Here is a 17,608-nt window from a genome sequence, read left to right on the forward strand (position 1 = left end):
CGGCCGTACCTGACAGTCGTCTGTATGAGCGACATATCACCCTCAGCCGCGCCCACCGCCGGCCCCGGGCGACCGCTGCCGATCCGCGTACTGCTCGGCGTCGCCCACCGCTGGCCCACCTGGCTGGGGCTGGCGGTCATGGCACAGAACGCCTTCGGCCTGGACGACGGCCGCCCGCAGGCGCTCATCGTGTTCCTGGCCGCGCTCATCTACCTGGGCACCGCGCTGCTCGGCCGGCCTGCCGTGGTCTGGCCGCTGTTCGGCGCGTGCGTGGCGGGGGTGACGGTGCTGCGGCTGCTCGACGCGGAGCCGTGGCCCGCGCTGGTGGGAGGCGGGGTGTGCCTCGCCGTGCTGGCCCTGGCCGGCGGCGTGGCGCGGCGGCCACCGCTGACGGCTCTGCAACTGCCCGCCATGCTGCTCTTCGGCGGCGCCGCCGTCGTGGCGGTGTCCCTGTCGCCGGTCGCGGGAAGTTATCTCGTCGCCGCCGCCCTCATCGGTCACGCCGTGCAGGACGTCATCGTCTGGCGGGCGAACCAGGTGGTGACGCGGTCGCTGGCGGAGTTCTGCGCGGTGCTCGACTTCACGCTCGGCGTGGCGATCCTGGTGCTCGTCTGAGCGACGCGGGTCGATCCCGGGTGCCCGTCTGAGCGACGCGTGGTCGATTTTGAGTGCTCGTCTGCGATTTTGAGTGCTCGTCTGAGCGACGCGAGCTCGATCTCGGATGCTCGTCCGATTGACCCGGCGGCGTCCGGCGATTCGTCCTTGCCCGGAGGTTGACGACCTGTCCGGGCAGCGCTTACGGTTCCGGCAGCCGGTGAAATTATCGACACACCACCGAAACTTTCGGTCGCGTGTCGTCGCTCGTCTGGCACCCCCCGGCTCCGGCATCGGAGGTAACACGGTGAAGCTCCTGATCCTCGCTTTAGCGCTCGTCCTCGCCACCCCGGCCCTGCCCGCGTCCGCTCATCCGCGCCCACCGCGCGACCTGCGGCAGCTCGCGCAGCAGACCGGCGTCAAGATCGGCTCTGCCGTCGACATCGCCGCCCTGCGCGCGGAGTCCGACTACCGCAAGGTGCTCAACCGCGAGTTCAGCCACGTCACCGCGGAGAACGCGATGAAGTGGGAGTCCGTCGAGCCGGAGCGCGGGGTGTTCACCTGGGCCGACGCCGACACGCTGGTCGAGAACGCGCGCCGCGACCACCAGCAGGTACGCGGCCACACCCTCGTCTGGCACAACCAGTTGCCCGCCTGGCTGACCAGCGGCGTGGCCGACGGCTCGATCGACGCCACCGAGCTCAGGAAGATCCTGCGCGACCACATCACCACCCAGGTACGCCGCTACAAGGGCAAGATCCGGGCCTGGGACGTGGTGAACGAGGTCGTGGAGGAAGACGGCACGATGCGGCAGACCCTGTGGCTGACCCATCTCGGCCCCGGCTACATCGCCGACGCCTTCCGCTGGGCGCACAAGGCCGACCCGCACGCCAAGCTCTACATCAACGACTACAACCTGGAGTGGAACGCCCCCAAGATCGAGACGACCCTGGCCCTGGTCAAGGAGCTGCGGGCGCAGGGGGTGCCGATCCACGGAGCCGGCTTCCAGGGCCACCTGGGCATCCAGTACGACTACCCCGGCGACTGGGCGAACGTGATGCGCCGCTTCGCCGACCTGGGCCTCGAAGTGGCGGTCACCGAGCTGGACGTGCGCATGGTGCTGCCCGTGACGCCGGAGAAGCTGGCCACCCAGGCCACGTACTACAGCCGGGCGCTGTCCGACTGCCTCAGTGTCCGCGCGTGCCGCGAGTTCACCGTGTGGGGTTACACCGACCGGCACTCGTGGGTGCCCGGCTGGTTCGACGGTGAGGGCTCGGCCTGCCTGCTCGACGAGAACCTCGCGCCCAAGCCGGCGTACCGGGCGCTGCTGAACGTGAAGCGCCCGCGCTGACGCGGCACCTCCCGGCCTGCCCCAGGTCCTCACTCGCGATCGGGTGAGGACCTGGGCGTCTCATTCCTGCGGAGAACCGTCCAGGCGCTGGATCAGCCCGTACACGAAACGGGCGCGGTACGTGCGGCCGTCGTGGGGGAAGTCGACCGTCCAGTGGTGCGGGGCGGGGCCCTCGATCTGGACGGCGCCGGGGAAGCTCGCGCCGAGGTCGCCCACGACGCACGTCCACGGCGTCAGGTCCGTGAACGCGACCGCCGCCGGCCCTTCCGGGCGGACGAACCACTGGTTCCACACCTCGCCGCCGGGGCCGAGCAGGGCCTCGAACGCCAGGCCCGGCCAGCTCGGCAGCGGCCAGCGCAGGACGTCGCAGGTCAGACTGCCCGCGGGCCTGCTCTCGCGGTACGGCGGCGCCCCCAGCGCCATCCGCAACGCCGCGGCCCCCTTGGGCGCCCTCGGGGCGTGGGCCAGCCGCGTCCAGTGGGCGTGGGCCGCGCGCAGCTCGGCGCGGGAGGCGCCCATGCCGTGCAGCGCCTCCTCCACCTTGCCGGCGTTGAGGTCCTGCATGCGATGCATCAGCGCCAGCTCGAACTCGCGCACCCGAAAAGCCACGGGACCAGCTTGCCAGCACCTCGGGGGCGCCACGTCCGTCAGTGGCCGATGCTCTTCACCGCACTTCCTGACCGGCGACCGAGCCGTTGGACGGCGATCGCGGGTCGCCGGCGGCGATGACGTCGGCCAGGGTGATCTCGCTGAGCAGCGCGTTCTCGTGGCTGCGCAGCCGGTCCCAGATCTCGGCCAGCGGCGCGGCGGCCGGGGAGAAGGGGCGGGCGGGCGGTTCCGCGCCCTCGGTGACGCGGATGACGTCGGCGAGCGCGATCTGCCCGGCCGGGCGGGCCAGCCAGTAGCCCCCGTCGGGGCCCCGCTGGCTGCGGATCAGGCCCGCCCGGCGTAGTTGGAGCAGGATGTTGTCGCAGAAGCGGCGCGGGATCTCCTGCGTGACGGCGATCCGCTCGGCGTGCACCGGGCGGTCGGCCACGGCCAGGGCGAGCATGGCGCCTAGGGCGTACTGGGTACGGGCGGAGATTCTCATCGGCGGCGGGCTTCAGGCGGAGGCCGTCTCCTCCTCTGAACCGCGCTCGCGCAACTCGCTCTCCACCGCCTCGACGGACTCGTTGGCCTTGTCACGGCGGTACTCGCGGACCGAGTAGGCGATGGCCGCCGCCCAGATGACGGCGATGATGATGTACGCCACCGTCTGGACGCCGGTGGAGGCGTCGATCCAGTCGCTGCGCAGCAGCGTGCGCACGTTCGTCAGCACGATGACGCCACCGACGGCCGAGCCGAGGATGCGCGGCGGGATGTGCCGGACCAGCCAGGCGGCGATCGGCGCGGCGATGACGCCGCCGAGCAGCAGCACGGCCACCCAGGAGAAGTTGATGTTCTCCGAGCCGATGCCGACGAAGAAGCCGACGCTGGCCGCGATGGCGACGAGGAACTCGCTGGCGTCGATCGAGCCGATCACCTTGCGCGGGGCCATGCGCCCGCTGGCCAGGATGGCCGGGGTGCCGACGGGGCCCCAGCCACCGCCGCCGGTGGCGTCCACGAAGCCGGCCAGCAGGCCGAGCGGCGCCAGGAAGCGCCGGCGCAGCGGCTTGCCCAGGTTGCCGCGCGGCAGGCCGAAGGCGGTGAAGCGGATGAGGATGTAGACACCCAGGGCGAGCAGGATGATCGACATGACCGGGGCGGCGACGTCGGTGGACAGGCTCGACAGGAAGGTCGCGCCGGCGAACGCGCCCACGGCCCCCGGGATGCCGATCTTGGCGACGACCTTCCAGTCCACGTTGCCGAAGCGCCAGTGGGAGATGCCCGATGCGAGCGTGGTGCCGATTTCGGCGAGGTGGACGGTGGCGGATGCCGCCGCCGCGTTGGTGCCGATGGCCAGCAGCAGCGTGGTCGAGGTGACGCCGTAGGCCATGCCTAGGCTGCCGTCGACCAGCTGGGCCGCGAGACCGACCAGCCCGAGCAGGATGAGTGCCCGCACGATCTCCCCTTTCCTACCATTCCTACTATACAAGTAGGAATAATAATTAAAGGCGAGGGCCGTCCTGTCAACCCCTGGCAGGGGAACAACTGAACGCCGGCGCCCCGGACGACGACGGCCGCCCCGCCCCTCGAACGGGACGAAGCGGCCGCGGCGGCTCTTCTCGGAGCGGGGATCAGCCGGGAATCAGGGCCTTGACGGCGAGTTGTTCCTCGCCGGCCGGGCCGTCGAGGCGGATCGACAGCTCCCACACGCCGCTCATCGCGAACAGCTCCCCTTCGGCCAGGAAACGGCCGGGCTCCCGTTCGCGTGCGGCGACCTCGGGCGTCGAGTGCCCCATGTCGGCCATCACCGCCGACAGGGTCACGGAGTCGGCGTCGCCCGAGGTCACCTCGACCTCAGCGGTGACGCGCCCTGGCGCCGGATCCTCGATCAGCACGGTGACGGCGTAGCGCGTGCCCGTGGTCGTCAGACGCAGCGGCTCGGCCGCCATGCTCCGGCCCACGACGAACAGCGTCACGGCGACGACCACGAGCGCCACCGCCGCCAGAGCCCGTTTCCCGCTCATCGCGTAGCCTCCGACGCCGTCACGTCCACGGCGAAGGGCACGGTGACGACGCCCTCCCCGGTGGCGTACTGGGCCCAGGCCAGGTAGCGGCCGGCCTGCGGGAAGCTGAAGGTGAAGCGCAGCCGGGAGCCCGGGGTGCCCATCTCGTGGACGTGGCCGAAGAAGGCGCCGTCCTGGCTGCGGATGAGCAGGTGACCGGCCATGCCGAGCCAGGGCCGTACCCCTGCGGGGGTGTCCAGCTCGATCGTCGCCGGACGCCCCGCCACCGGACTGCCGGGCCGCAACCGCGGCACGGCGCCCACGCCCCCGGCACCCGCCCCAGCCGGATCCTCCGCCACCGAATCCGTCGCGACCGGCGCGCTCGTGGCAGCCGGGTCCGTCACTGTGGGATCTGGAGTGGCGGGCTCTGGAGTGGCGGGATCTGAGGTGGCCGGGTCCGAGGTGGCCGGGTCCGAGGTGGCCGGGTCCGAGGTGGCCGGGTCCGAGGTGGCCGGGTCCGAGGTGGCCGGGTCCGAGGTGGCCGGGTCCGATGACTGTGTCTCCGGCGCAGGGGCCTCGCCGCCCACCGTGACGGTCGCGGAGGTGAGTTGGCCGCCTGAGTTCTCCCGTTCCAGCTCGGTATGGGTCAGGTAGCGGCCCGGGCGGTCGGCGCGCATCCTGACCTCCAGCCGCCCCGGCGCCGTGCGCAGAGGGTGCAGGTGGCGGAAGTAGCGGCCGTCCTCGCTGGTCAGGACCACGTGCGCGAGCGCCTCATGGTGCACGGTGAGGTCGTCCACGGGACGCCCGGTGGAGCCGTCCACGAGGTCGATCCGCAGCGTGAACTCCTCCCCGGCTTCAGGCCGGGCCGGCACCGTCGCCACCCGCGCCTGCGCGTACGGCCGCCCGCCCGCCGCCACCCCCGCCCCGGACGAGGACGCCTCAGGCGCGGCGCCGTCGGGGAGGGGAGGGGGTATCCAGGGTTCGAACACGATGACCATGACGGCGACCGTCACCCCGGCCGCGGCCCCCGCCGCCAGCAGCATCGCCGCACCCCGCCGGGCCGGCGCCCCGGTGAGCAGGCCGCCTGCCAGCAGCAGCCCGGCCACGAACAGGCCGCCGTAGATCAGGAAGTCGCCCGCGGAACCGCGGTCCACGAGAACGCGGAACGGGATGACGGCGACCTCGTTCCCCGCGCTCAGCTTCAGCTCGTGCGGCCCGGTCCGTTCCACCTGGAGCCGCGCGTACTGCGGATCGCGCGCCGCCGCCCGCGCCGTGCCGGTCACGGTCCGCCCGTCCTCGACCGAGCGCACCTCCAGGCCGACCGGCAGCGCGGCGACCGGCTGGTACGCGACGACCCCGATCCGCAGCGGCCCCGGCACGCGCGGCGTCCCCTTGATCACCACCGTGACCTCGGCGCCGGCGATCGTCTGGGCGATCCGCAGATCCGCCCCCGCCGTGACGTTGTGCGCCGCGGCGGGAGCGGCGGCGCCCACGACCAGCACGGCGACGAGGCACAGCACCAGGATCGCCGCCGCTCGGAGCCGTCGGATCATGCCCGCTCGGGGTCGTCGAGCGCGTTGGTACGGGCGAGCACGCCGGAGTCAGGGGACGCGCTGGAGCCGGTGGATGCACTGGAGTCGGCGAGCACCTGGCGGCCCGCTGTCGCGTCCGGATCGGGGCGTGAGTCGGTGAGCGCGTTGGGCAGGAACAGGGCTCCGAGTGCCAGCCCGATCAGCCCGGCCACGACCGGCGCGCCGGTCCACAGCTCCGGTACGGCGGGCAGGCCGCCGCCCGCCACCGAGGCGATCGCGAAGTAGAGCGACCAGGTGGCGAGGGCCGACAGCCCGGCGAAGGCCCAGTAGGCGCCCCGGCGCGCGGCCGACGGGCGCAGCCGGAGGATCAGCAGGTCGCTCACCAGCCCGCCGGCCACGAACGCGAGCAGGATCGGCAGGTTACTGAACTCCGTCTGCGCGCCGGGCATGAGGACGCTCAGCGCGTACAGGACGGTCACCGCGCCGAACGGGAGCCGCCAGCGGCGGACGAGGAACAGCACGGGCGTGAGCGTGATGACGTTGGTGATGACCAGCGCGGACGCGAGCCGGGCTGCGCCCCCGTTGTCGGTGGCGGAGAAGTTCTCGACGATGCGCTGCGGCCCGTACTGCATGGCGTCGCCGTACGAGAGGAAGAGCCATACCAGCGCCGTGGCGAAACCGAGCCCGATCAGCGCGGGGAGCAGGCGTCCGAGTGACGGCGCGGCGCCCATGTTAGGGGCGTTCCAGGCCGAGCGGAGCGGTGTCGTGATGATGATGAGCATTGTCACGATAAGGCCGAGATGCGAGGGACTGAACAGAATATCCAGATTTGTCTCGATGCCGAGGATCGTGTGCCACATCATGTCCACGAATCCGAAGGCGGCGAACGCGGGAATCGCCACCAGCCCGGCCAGATATCCGTTCGGCACGGCCGCCGGCCCCTGCCGCCCGGCGCGCACCCCACGCCACACCTGCCAGAAGATCCAGCCCGAGACCACGGCGAACCCCGTGTAGAACACCGCGTGCCACGGCGTGAAGAACGTCTCCAGCTCGGTGAGGTTGGTGTGCGCCCACGCGTCGATCATCAGCCCGACGCCGAACCAGATGCCCAGCACCGCCGTCACGAGGTCGGTCCGGGGAGAGACCCAGCCGCGCGGTTCACCTGAATCCGCGAGTAAACGCCGCATACCAGTATTGGCCAACGCCACTTGACGTCCCCTTTCGACGGCCCGATTTCCCGACGACTCGAATCTAGCGCGGCGCGGTGAAATGCGCGTAAGTAGAATTCCAGTACAATTTCACGCTACGTACCTGCACGGACACGATTCTGCGGCTTTCTGCTGAAAAGGGGGATATTTCTGGCGGCCCGAATACACAGGAAACCTGGAACTGTCCCGCTTGAGAACCGGACGGGTCCTGCGCGATGCTGGTATGTCAACAGCGCGTGAAGTCCGTACGGGGGGTGGGATGAGGTCGTCTCTGCGGGTCCTGCGCTGGCTGCCGTTCATCGTCATGCTGGGTGTCACCCTGGCCGATCTGCTCGCCGGCCAGAGCCTCGTCTTCCTGCCGCTGCTCACGCTGGGCCCGGCCTTCGCGTCGGTGTCGGGCGGCGTTCGGCGCACGGCCGCCGTCGGAGCGGTGGCGCTGGCCGTCTGCGTGCCCATGGCGATCTACAACGGCCTGCTGTTCACCTGGACCAACAATCTCACCCTCATCTCCATCGCCGGAGTGACGGCGGCGAGCATGCTGGCCAGCCGGCTGCGCCTGCAGCGCGAGCGCGAGCTGGCCAGCGTGCGGCAGGTCGCCGAGGCCGCCCAGCGCGTGCTGCTGCGGCCGGTGCCGCGGCGGGCGGGCGACCTGCGGGTGGCGCTGTCGTACACCTCCGCGGCGGCCGAGGCGCGGATCGGCGGCGATCTGTACGAGGTCGTCACGACCCCGCAGGGCGTCCGGCTGCTGATCGGCGACGTGCAGGGCAAGGGCTTGGCGGCGGTCGAGACGGCGGCGTGGGTGCTGGGCGCCTTCCGCGAGGCCGCCTACGACGAGGCCGACCTGGGCGACATCGGCGACCGCCTGGAGGCGAGCCTGGCCAGGCACTTAGGCGGCGAGCAGTTCGTCACCGCGATCATCGCGGAGATCCACGACAAGGAGATGTCGCTGGTCAACTTCGGCCACCCAGCGCCGCTGCTGATCCTGAGCGACGGCGAGGTGCACGCTCCCGAGCCGACCGAGCAGGGGCTGCCCCTCGGCCTGGGCGTGTTCGAGACCTCGGCCCCGAAGCCGCAGCGGATCCCGTTCGGCTCCGGCGACCGCGTCCTGTTCTTCACCGACGGGGTGATCGAGGCCAGGAACGCGGCCGGCGAGTTCTACCCGCTGACGGAGCGGGTGTGGCTGCTGCGCCGCGACGATCCGCAGGAGGCGCTCGACTCGCTGCGGACGGACCTGGTGCAGCACACCGGCGGCCCGCTGCACGACGACGCCGCGATGCTCCTGCTCCACCGCCCGTGACACCCCGCCCGTGACGCGTTTCCGGTCATGCCGAAATGCGCGTCGAGCAGCACGACGAAGGGACGCCGTCAGGCGGCGCCGGGCACCAGCGGCACCGTGGTCGACTCCCGGACCACCAGGTGGCAGGGGCGGGCGTGCCGCCCCGGCGACGGTGAGCCGTTGATCGCGGCCAGCAGCATCTCCGCCGCCGTCCTGCCCAGCCCTTCCAGGTTCATGTCCACGCTGGTCAGCGGCGGCTGCGAGCCCTCCACCATCACGCCCCAGTTGTCGAACCCGACCAGCGCCACGTCCTCGGGCACCCGCCGCCCCACCGAGCGCAACGCGTCGGCCACGCCGCGGGCGATCTGGTCGCTGCCGCAGAAGACGGCGTCGAAGTCCGTCCCGCCGGCCAGCAGCATCCCGATCGCCTGCCGCCCCCACACCTCGCTCCACGCCCCGAACAGGGGCGGCCCGGCCGGCGCGAGCCCCGACTCCGCCAGCCGCTCGGCCGCGGCGCCGGCCCTGACCCGGGCGGAGTGATGGTGTTCCGGACCGGTGATCTGCGCGACGCGGGTGCGGCCGACGGCCAGCAGGTGCTCGACCGCCTTGCGCGCCCCGCCCGCCTCGTCCGGCACCACGGAGCAGTCGTCGGGGTCGGTCGAGCCGATGTAGGCGTACACGACGGGGACGGGCAGGGCCGGGGAGATCGGCGCGCGCGCCTCGGTGCGGCGGCCGGTGACGATGATGCCGTCCACGCGGCGGCCGATCAGCGTCTTGACGTGGTACTGCTCCCTGATCGGGTCGTCGCGCCCGTCGCACAGGAACACCGACATCTGCCCCGCCCCCAGCGCGTCCTCCGCGCCCATGAGCACGGGGATGCTGAACCGCCCGATCGTGTCCGTGGTGATCATGCCCACGGTGTACGTCCGGCCCGAGTGCAGGCTGCGCGCACCCGCGTTCACCTCGAAGTTGAGCTGCCTGGCCGCCTCCCTGACCCGGGCTCTGGTCTCCTCGCGCAGCGATCCGCGCCCGTTGAGGGCCTTGGAGGCCGTGCCCACCGACACCCCGGCCAGCGCCGCGACGTCGGTGATCGTGACGTGCCGCTCCAATTTCCCCACTTTTCCTCCGCTTTCCCCATCCCTCGCCGCTCCTACTTTATCCTCCGTTGACGTTGTCCCTACGGGGCGCCGTACGGAGGAAAAGGCTTTCTCGGGCTTTCCGCGACAGCGCGGGAAGGTTCAGCGGAGGCGGGCGCAAGGCGGAGGCTGGGGCGGGCAGGAGGGGGAGTCCGCCCCAGCGGGTCAGGTGGCGTTCGTCCGCAGCGCGGGCGGCACGATCTGCTCGTACGACGGCAGATGCTTGACCAGCCCGGTCACCCGGTGGAAGCCGATGGCGGTGTCGAAGGACGAGCGCGAGAAGCCGATGCTCTCCGGGATCTCGCTCCGCATGAGCGCGGGCAGCTCGGTCAGCGCCTTCGGGTCGATGCCCTTGAGGTAGAGGCCGAGCAGCCGGATGATCTCGCCGGTGTCGGCCTGGTGGATGAAGCGCTGGGCGCGGCCGAGCGCGTTCTGGAAGGCGGCGACCTCCTTGGGCTTCTTGTCGATGATCCGCTGCGTGGTGAACACGACGCCGTGCGAGGTCCGCTCCAGCCCCGGCACGTCGCCCGCGGCGGGCGAGATGAAACGCACGCCGATGCCGGCCGCCGTGGCCTGCTGGGCGATCGGCTGGAAGAAGGCGAGCGCGTCCACCCGTCCCCCCTTGAGGGCGCCCAGTGCGGCGGCGGCGGTGCTGCCGAGGTTGACGAGTTCGCTGTCCGTCGCGGAGTTCATCCCGGCCTTGGCGAACAGGTACGTCACCAGCGCCTCGGTCCCGCTGCCCGGCCCGGTGATGCCGATCTTCTTGCCCCGCAGGGCGCGGATGCGCTGGTCGAGCGGGTCGGACGGGCTCGCGCCGGTGAAGGAGGCGCCGACCACGACGTCCACGTAGTAGCGGTCGACCAGGTTGGCCACCAGCCGGCCCTTGTCGTCGATCCTGGCCAGGTTGAGCGCGTCGGTCATCACTCCGGCGCCGAGGTCGATGCTGCCCGACTTGAGGGCCGCGGCGACCTTGGCCCCGGTGCCGAGCCTGGGCCGTTCGCCGAGCTTGACGCCCTCCTCGGCGAAGTAACCCTTCTGCTCGGCCACGAACAGCGGGAAGAACGCGAGCGAGTTGCTGATCTGGCCGACGTTCAGGACGCCGGGCGGCGTGGTCGAGCTGCGTTGCGCGCAGCCGGTCACGGCCAGCAGGAGCGCGGCGACGATCAGCACGCTCAGTGCCGGCCGGGGGCGGCGGGTCCCGGCCCGGCTCACCGCTCCTCTCCCAGCGGCTTCCACCGGCTGGCCCGCCGGTCGAGCAGCCCGACGACCAGGTTGAGCAGCGCCGCGATCACGCTCAGGACAACGAGCGTGGCGAACACGCCGGCGGTGTCGAACTGCGCGGCGGCGTCGTTGATCAGGTAGCCCAGGCCCCGGTTGGAGGCCACCAGCTCGCCGATCACGGCGCCGATGAGCGCGTACGGGACGGCCACCTTGAGCCCGGTGAGCAGCCCGGTCATGGACGACGGGACGACGACCTTGACCAGGATGTCGCGCCGGCTGCCGCCCATCAGCCGTACGGCGTCGATCAGGCCGCGGTCCACCTCGCGCACGCCCGCGGCGACGTTGAGGAAGACGAGGAAGAACACGGTCGCGGCGGCCAGCAGCACCTTCATGCTCATGCCGATGCCGAACCAGACGATGAACAGCGGCGCCAGGGCGACCTTCGGGATGGCGTACAGCGCCATGATGAACGGGTCGAGCACCTGGTAGAAGGCCCGTGCGGAGGCCAGCACGAAGCCGGTCAGCGCGCCGGCGGCGGCTCCGAGCAGGAAGCCGTAGACCACCTCCTGGACGGTGATCCAGGTGTTGGACCACAGCGTCCCGTCCTGGTGCCACTGGACCAGGCGGGTCCAGATGTCGCTGGGCTTGCTGGTGAAGGTGATGTCGAACCACCGCTCGGCCGTCAGCTCCCACACGACCAGCAGCGCCACCACCAGCAGCGCTCGCAGCGACCACACCGTGGCGGTGCCGCCGTGCCGTCCCCACCAGCTCCGGTCGAGCCGCACGGTCTGGATCGCGGTCATCGGGCTCCCTCCCGCAGCGCGGCGGTGAGCTCCCGGTGCAGGGCGACGAACTCCGGGTCGATCCTGAGTTCGTCGGCGTCCCTGGGCCGGGGCAGGTCGATGGGACGGTCGAGCACGATGCGGCCGACCGGGCCGAGCACCACGACCCGGTCGCCGAGCAGCAGGGCCTCCTCGATGTCGTGGGTCACGAACACCACCGTCTGGCCGCCGTCCGCCCACAGCCGGAGCAGCTCGGCCTGCAGCTCGCCGCGGAGCTGGGCGTCGAGGGCGCCGAACGGCTCGTCCATGAGCAGCGTCTCAGGATCGCCCGCGAGCATCCTGGCCAGGCTGACCCGGCGGCGCATCCCGCCGGACAGTTCGCGCGGGTAGTGCCGTTCGAAGCCTTCGAGGCCGACCTTCCCGATCAGCTCGGCCGCGTGTTCCGTGCGTCGCTGCGCGGGCACGCCGGCGATCTCCAGGGGCAGCTCGACGTTCTTGTGTACGCTGCGCCACGGCATGAGGGTGTCGGACTGGGTCAGGTAGCCCACCTCGGTCCGCGGGCCCGCGACCGGCCGGCCGCGGTAGGAGACCGTGCCCGAGGTCGGCGTGGTGAGGCCGGCGAGCAGGTTGAGCATGGTGGACTTGCCGCAGCCGCTACGGCCGAGCACGGTGACGAAGCTGCCCTGCGCGATCGTGAGGTCGAAGTCGCGCAGTGCCACGATGCCGACGGCGTCCTTGACGAACTGCTTGCCGAGCCCGCTGACCTCGATCACGGTCTCGCTGGTCACGGTGCCGCTCATCGGGGGCCCGCCAGCAGGCGGGAGTTGTCCACGGCCATGGTGCGTACGTCCTTGTCGGTGAAGCCCTCGGCGAGCAGCCGGTCGGCCAGCAGGGCCAGGCCGTCCTCCACGGGCGGGTTGAAGGGCTGGCCGAGGTCGCTGGAGAGCACGGAGTACTCGGGGCCCACGACGTCGATGTGCTCGAACCAGGTCCGCCAGGTGACCTTGCCGGAGTGCGGGGTGGTGAAGCAGCGTTCGAGCAGGGCGCCCTGGGCGGCCAGGGCGCGCTGGCGGTCGATCGCCACCCGCTGTGAGGTGAACTCGGGATGGGTGATCACGATGCGGCGTACGCCCTCGGCCACGGCGGCGGCGACCACCGCGTCGATCTCGTCGGCGCTGAGGTGGCCGGTGGCGAGGGTCAGGTCGTGCTGGGCGATCAGCCGCAGCACCTGCCTGACCCGCTCCAGCACCGTCCCGTCCGGCCCCAGCACGTCCACGGGGTCGGCCGCCATCCCGGCCTCCCGCAGGTCGTCCTGGAGCCTGGCCCACATGGGCGGCGTGGCACCCTCGGGGTCGCTCGCGGTGCAGGCCCGCTGGTTGGCGCTGTCCACGGTGGGCAGCCAGACGAACCGGGCGCCGCCTCTGGCGGCGATCTCGACGGCGATGGGGTTCATGCCGCCGACGGAGGCGTTCAGCGTGATCGCCCCGACGGCGTCGAAGCCGGGCACCGCGGCCCGCACGACCTCGGCTCGTTCCGCGGTGGGCACGTAATGGGACTTGAGCACGAAGCCGGCGAGCCCGACCTCGGCGAAACGCGCCGCGAGCGTCAGGTCGTCGATCCGCCTGCGCATCACATCCGGCGCGACGTGGACGTGGATGTCGTAGGCGTCCGCGACGAGATCACGTGCTCGCGCGGAGGGCTGGGGGTGGTCCGGCATGCAGGTCTCCCACGATCTGTTTACTGAAACAGATTGTTAACAATATGGGCGACAACCGTCAAGGGCGATCAGTCCTGAGAATCGCGCAGAGCCGCGATCACGCTGCGCAGATGGCGGCGGGCCGCCTGTTCGGCCGCGCCCGGATCCCCCGCGCAGATGGCGTCGATGATGGCCAGATGCTCGCCCAGCGACCTGGCCGGGCGGCCGCGCTGCAGGGACAGCCGGAACTGGTGGCGGACGACCTGGCCGCGCAGCCGTTCCAGCACCCGGCCCGCGATGGACTGGCCGCTCAGCTCGCGGACGCGGCGGTGCAGGAGCTGGTTGAGCTCCGAATAGCCGAGCACGTCGCCCGACCGCACCGCTTCGGACATGAGAGCGCCGATCTCGCGCAGCTCCGCGACCGCGCCAGGGGTGACCCGGCCGGCCGCCTTGGCCGCGCACAGTCCCTCGACCACCATGCGCACCTCGGTGATCTCGACGGCCTCGTCCAGGGAGACCGCCCGCACCCGCGCGCCGCGGTTCTGCACCCGCTCCACCAGGCCCTCGTTGGCCAGTTGCAGCAGCGCGGAGCGCACGGAACTTCTGCTCGCGGAGAAGCGCTCGGACAGGTCGGCTTCCACGAGCCGCTGATCAGGCACGAAATCGCCCCGCATGATCCCCTCGCGGATCGCGTCGAGGACCGTTCCCGCGTCTGTGGACACGTTCCCTCACTCAGATTGTCAACAATCGTGTGAGAGATATCGTAACCATCTGGGTCACGCGTCAACCGTGACGCGGGCCCCATTCAGGTGACGCGGGCCTCGTTCGTCATGAGGCGAGCCTCGGCCCGCGTCACGGCGCTTCCGCTCAGCGGCGGCGGCGGCAGATCATCAGCTCCGTCGTGGGACTCTCGCGGACGACGCGCACGAGCCGCCGCTCCACCGGCGACAGCAGCGCCCCGGCCACCCGGCCGGTGGCCTCGGTGAGCGTGACGCCGCGCAGGAAGCCGCCCCACAGCTTGCGCCACACGGGGTTGGCGTCCACCTGGGCGTTCATCAGCACGAGCATGGGCGCGCGCCGGACGACGTCGAAGCCGGCCTCGCCGAGCGCCGTGGTGATCCACGGCAGCGTGTGGTTCACCTGGTGGTCGCCGCGCTGCTCGGGCCGGTGCAGGAAGTTCTCCGACAGGACGAGGACGCCGCCCGGCTTGGTGGCCCGCCCAAGCGTGCGCAGGGCCGCGCGGTAGCGCTCGTCGTCGGTGATGTGGAACAGCATGTCCATGGCCGAGACCGCGTCGTACGAGCCGGGCTCGATCAGGTCGCCGGGGTCGGCGAGGTCGAGCTGGAGGATCTCGGAGTCGGGGAAGCGGGCGCTCAGGCGCTCGACGGCGGCCTTGGTGAGGTCGGCCCCCGTGATCGACCGGGCGCCGAGCGCCCGCCACTGGCGCAGGTAGAAGCCGGTGCCCGAGCCGACGTCGAGGACCTCGGCGGCGGCCAGGTCGAGCCCGAGCCGGCCCACCTCACGCCGGAAGACCTCTCCTCGCACCAGATACATGTACGCGTTGAACGCCCGCCCGAGCTGCTTGTAGCCGACCCCGCTCTCGGTCCAGTCGGACTCGAGGCGGCGCTCCCAGAAGTCCTTCAGTTCGGTGTGCCTCATCAACCAGCGCTCCCCCACTGAGTCGTGCCGAAGGCCAAAGCCTTTCGGCAGCACACCTGGCTGTCAAGAAACTTCACATGGACGAAAATCAATGTTGACAGTCGGCGACGTGGATTGGAGGGTTCCTGGGATGAAGGAGGACCCCAGCATGACTACCGATCCGGCGTCCGTGGACGTACCCAGAGGGCTCAAGGGCGTGGTCGTCACCGAGACGCGCCTGAGCGACGTACGGGGGCGCGAAGGCTTTTACCACTACCGCCAGTACTCGGCGATCGACCTGGCGGAGCGACGCACGTTCGAGGACGTGTGGCACCTGATGCTGCTCGGGACGTTGCCGTCAGTGGAGGAGCGCGAGCGCTTCGCCGGACGCACGCTGCCGCTGCGGCGCGTGCCGGACGCCCTGCGCCCCCTGTTGCCCGCCCTGGCCGCGTCGGGGCGGGGTGGCCAGCTGGACAACGTGCGCAGCGCCATATCGGCCGCGGGCGCGGTGCGCGGCATGCGGCCGCTGTACGACCTCGACCCCGGCGAACGCCTGGACGACGCCCTGTTCGTCACCGCCCTGATGCCCACGTTGCTCACCGCGCTGCACCGGCTGGCCGCCGGGCTGGAGCCGGTCGAGCCGCGCGACGACCTGGGTCACGCGGCCAACTACCTCTACATGCTGACCGGCCGGGTGCCCTCCCCCGACCATGCCAGGGCCGTCGAGCAGTACCTGATCTCCACCGTCGACCACGGCTTCAACGCCTCCACGTTCACCGCGCGGGTGATCGCCTCCACGGGCGCCGACCTGGCGTCGTGCGTGGCGGGAGCGCTCGGCGCACTGTCGGGACCGCTCCACGGCGGCGCGCCGAGCCGCGCCCTGGACACCCTGGACGCGATCGGCAGTCCCGATCGCATCGACGCCTGGGTGCGCGAACGCGTCCTCGCGGGCGACCGCATCATGGGATTCGGGCATCCGGTCTACCGTACGGAGGACCCGCGCTCGCGGATGTTGTCCGGCATCGCCAAGGGCTTCGGCGGCGACCTGGTGGACTTCGCGCACGAAGTGGAACGGCGGGTGGTCGACATCCTGGCCGAGCTCAAGCCGGGCCGTGAGCTGCACACCAACGTGGAGTTCTACGCGGGGGTGGTGATGGAGATCTGCGGCATCCCGCGCTCGATGTTCACGCCGACGTTCGCCGCCGCGCGTACCGTCGGATGGAGCGCGAACATCCTGGAGCAGGCCGAGGACAGCAAGATCATCAGGCCGTCGGCCCGGTACGTCGGCGACCCGCCGCCTCAGCCGGTGCCGGCGGATCCGCGCGCAGGATGACGGGAAGGGCCTCCAGTCCGCGCAGGATCATCATCGCGCTCTGCTCGCACCACCGGAGCTCTTCCGGCGGGCGGGCGAGCCGGATCCCGGGGAAGCGGCCGAGCAGCGAGGTGAACGCGATCGTGCCCTCCAGCCTGGCCAGCGGCGCGCCGAGGCAGAAGTGCGGGCCGTATCCGAAGGCGAGGTGCTGGTTGTCCCGCCTGCCCAGGTCGAGCTCGTCGGGCCGGTCGAACCGGGCGGGGTCACGGTCGGCGCAGGCGAGGGCGACCACGACCAGGCTGCCGGCGGGGACGGTGACGCCGTCCACGTCGACGTCCTCGACGGCGGTGCGCAACGTGGCCCGCTCGACCGGCCCGTCGTAGCGGAGCAGCTCCTCCACCGCCGCCGGCACCAGCCCGGGATCGGCGACGAGAGCGCCGAGCACCTCGGGGGCGCGCAGCAGGGCCAGGGTGCCGTTGCCGATGAGGTTGACCGTGGTCTCGTGCCCGGCGACGAGCAGCAGCATGAGCATGCCGAGCAGTTCGGCCTCGTCCAGCTCGCCCTGCCGGTCGGCGGCCAGGATCAGGGCGCTGATCAGGTCGGGCTGCGCCTCGCTCGCGAGCTCCATGTCCATGTGTTTCCTGCGCTCGGCGACCAGGCCGGACAGGTAGCCGGTGAGCGCCGCGGCGCCGGCTTCCCGCCGCCGCCTGAGCTCGGGGGCCGACGAGGTGGTGATCAGGTCGCGGCTCCACGTACGGAGCCGATCGCGATCGCTGCCGGGAACGCCGAGCATCTCGCTGATCACCGTGATCGGCAGCGGGAAGGCGAACCCCTCGATCAGGTCCGCCTCCTCCTCTTCCGGCAGGGCGGCGAGGAGGTCGTCCGCGATCCGCTGGATGCGCGGGCGCAGGGCCAGCACCCGCCTGGCGGTGAAGGCCCCGCCGATCACCCGGCGCAGGCGGGTGTGGTCGGGCGGGTCGGAGGAGAGCATGTTGACGCCGAGCGGCCCGGCGTCGCCGGTGATCAGCCCGGCCTCGCGCAGGAAGGCCGGCGCGTTCTTCGGATGCTTGGACAGGCGCGGGTCGTTGAGCGCGGCGCGGGCTTCGGCGTACCTGGTGATCAGGTAGGCGTCGCCGCCGAACGGGGTGCTGACGCGGTGCACGGCGCCGCGGTCGCGGAGCCTCGCGTATGCCGGGTACGGATCAGCCATGTGTCTGCCGCCTTCGCGCTCAGCCTGCACAGGCGCGCCTCACGGAGCCCGCGCGGCCATTTTA

Annotated in this window: 18 protein-coding genes; 4 read left to right on the forward strand and 14 right to left on the reverse strand. The window is 71.5% G+C overall.

The window, feature by feature from the left end:
- Window positions 1-24: 24 nt before the first annotated feature.
- Together OIE67_RS25415 and OIE67_RS25420 are read left to right on the forward strand one after the other, a co-directional pair.
- The gene (locus OIE67_RS25415; RefSeq protein WP_326644471.1) at window positions 25-615 is read left to right on the forward strand and encodes a hypothetical protein; all 591 of its coding nucleotides are present in this window, start codon (window positions 25-27) and stop codon (window positions 613-615) included.
- Window positions 616-901: 286 nt separating this feature from the next.
- Complete coding sequence (locus tag OIE67_RS25420) at window positions 902-1,945, forward strand: endo-1,4-beta-xylanase (protein ID WP_326644473.1); 1,044 nt, start codon at window positions 902-904, stop codon at window positions 1,943-1,945.
- 60 nt (window positions 1,946-2,005) lie between these two features.
- Here OIE67_RS25420 and OIE67_RS25425 read toward each other — a convergent pair whose 3' ends face one another.
- The 6 genes from OIE67_RS25425 to OIE67_RS25450 all read right to left on the reverse strand — a co-directional run bounded on the left by OIE67_RS25425 (window position 2,006) and on the right by OIE67_RS25450 (window position 7,189).
- Window positions 2,006-2,554 carry a hypothetical protein gene (locus tag OIE67_RS25425; protein WP_326644475.1) on the reverse strand — a complete coding sequence of 183 codons (549 nt, stop codon included), beginning with the start codon at window positions 2,552-2,554 and terminating at the stop codon, window positions 2,006-2,008.
- 55 nt (window positions 2,555-2,609) lie between these two features.
- Window positions 2,610-3,035, reverse strand: coding sequence for an RrF2 family transcriptional regulator (locus tag OIE67_RS25430; protein ID WP_326644477.1), 426 nt, complete (start codon window positions 3,033-3,035; stop codon window positions 2,610-2,612).
- Between the two features lie 12 nt (window positions 3,036-3,047).
- Window positions 3,048-3,986, reverse strand: a complete 939-nt coding sequence (locus OIE67_RS25435) for a sulfite exporter TauE/SafE family protein (RefSeq protein WP_106251016.1) — start codon at window positions 3,984-3,986, stop codon at window positions 3,048-3,050.
- A gap of 175 nt (window positions 3,987-4,161) precedes the next feature.
- On the reverse strand, window positions 4,162-4,554 hold the full coding sequence (locus OIE67_RS25440; RefSeq protein ID WP_326644479.1) for a hypothetical protein: 393 nt from the start codon (window positions 4,552-4,554) through the stop codon (window positions 4,162-4,164).
- On the reverse strand, window positions 4,551-6,086 hold the full coding sequence (locus OIE67_RS25445; protein ID WP_326644481.1) for a hypothetical protein: 1,536 nt from the start codon (window positions 6,084-6,086) through the stop codon (window positions 4,551-4,553). Before OIE67_RS25445 ends, OIE67_RS25440 begins: the two co-directional genes overlap by 4 nt.
- Window positions 6,083-7,189, reverse strand: coding sequence for a hypothetical protein (locus tag OIE67_RS25450; RefSeq protein WP_326644483.1), 1,107 nt, complete (start codon window positions 7,187-7,189; stop codon window positions 6,083-6,085). The genes OIE67_RS25445 and OIE67_RS25450 overlap by 4 nt, the downstream gene beginning before the upstream one ends.
- 343 nt (window positions 7,190-7,532) lie before the next feature.
- On the opposite strand from OIE67_RS25450, the gene OIE67_RS25455 reads away from it, so the two are divergent.
- A complete protein-coding gene (locus OIE67_RS25455; protein WP_326644485.1) occupies window positions 7,533-8,570 on the forward strand; it encodes a PP2C family protein-serine/threonine phosphatase in 1,038 nt (345 codons plus the stop codon).
- Between the two features lie 68 nt (window positions 8,571-8,638).
- On the opposite strand, the gene OIE67_RS25460 is transcribed toward OIE67_RS25455, so the two are convergent.
- The 7 genes from OIE67_RS25460 to OIE67_RS25490 form a co-directional block, all read right to left on the reverse strand.
- Complete coding sequence (locus OIE67_RS25460; protein ID WP_326644487.1) at window positions 8,639-9,667, reverse strand: LacI family DNA-binding transcriptional regulator; 1,029 nt, start codon at window positions 9,665-9,667, stop codon at window positions 8,639-8,641.
- Window positions 9,668-9,850: 183 nt separating this feature from the next.
- Entirely contained in the window at window positions 9,851-10,897 is a 1,047-nt protein-coding gene (locus OIE67_RS25465; protein WP_326644489.1) for an ABC transporter substrate-binding protein, read from the reverse strand.
- The gene (locus tag OIE67_RS25470) at window positions 10,894-11,709 is read right to left on the reverse strand and encodes an ABC transporter permease (RefSeq protein ID WP_326644491.1); all 816 of its coding nucleotides are present in this window, start codon (window positions 11,707-11,709) and stop codon (window positions 10,894-10,896) included. The genes OIE67_RS25465 and OIE67_RS25470 overlap by 4 nt, the downstream gene beginning before the upstream one ends.
- Window positions 11,706-12,476: an ABC transporter ATP-binding protein gene (locus OIE67_RS25475; protein ID WP_219912377.1), complete on the reverse strand. Its 771-nt coding sequence runs from the start codon at window positions 12,474-12,476 to the stop codon at window positions 11,706-11,708. The genes OIE67_RS25470 and OIE67_RS25475 overlap by 4 nt, the downstream gene beginning before the upstream one ends.
- An 8-nt stretch (window positions 12,477-12,484) precedes the next feature.
- On the reverse strand, window positions 12,485-13,405 hold the full coding sequence (locus OIE67_RS25480; RefSeq protein WP_326644495.1) for a DUF6282 family protein: 921 nt from the start codon (window positions 13,403-13,405) through the stop codon (window positions 12,485-12,487).
- Between the two features lie 68 nt (window positions 13,406-13,473).
- The gene (locus OIE67_RS25485; protein WP_326644497.1) at window positions 13,474-14,106 is read right to left on the reverse strand and encodes a GntR family transcriptional regulator; all 633 of its coding nucleotides are present in this window, start codon (window positions 14,104-14,106) and stop codon (window positions 13,474-13,476) included.
- Window positions 14,107-14,251: 145 nt separating this feature from the next.
- On the reverse strand, window positions 14,252-15,046 hold the full coding sequence (locus tag OIE67_RS25490; RefSeq protein WP_326644499.1) for a class I SAM-dependent methyltransferase: 795 nt from the start codon (window positions 15,044-15,046) through the stop codon (window positions 14,252-14,254).
- Between the two features lie 145 nt (window positions 15,047-15,191).
- On the opposite strand from OIE67_RS25490, the gene OIE67_RS25495 reads away from it, so the two are divergent.
- Window positions 15,192-16,355, forward strand: coding sequence for a citrate synthase/methylcitrate synthase (locus OIE67_RS25495; RefSeq protein ID WP_326644501.1), 1,164 nt, complete (start codon window positions 15,192-15,194; stop codon window positions 16,353-16,355).
- On the opposite strand, the gene OIE67_RS25500 is transcribed toward OIE67_RS25495, so the two are convergent.
- Entirely contained in the window at window positions 16,285-17,544 is a 1,260-nt protein-coding gene (locus tag OIE67_RS25500) for a cytochrome P450 family protein (RefSeq protein ID WP_326644503.1), read from the reverse strand. The genes OIE67_RS25495 and OIE67_RS25500 overlap by 71 nt on opposite strands.
- Window positions 17,545-17,608 lie beyond the last annotated feature (64 nt).

It is taken from the genome of Nonomuraea fuscirosea (assembly GCF_035917475.1).
Lineage (GTDB): Bacteria > Actinomycetota > Actinomycetes > Streptosporangiales > Streptosporangiaceae > Nonomuraea > Nonomuraea fuscirosea.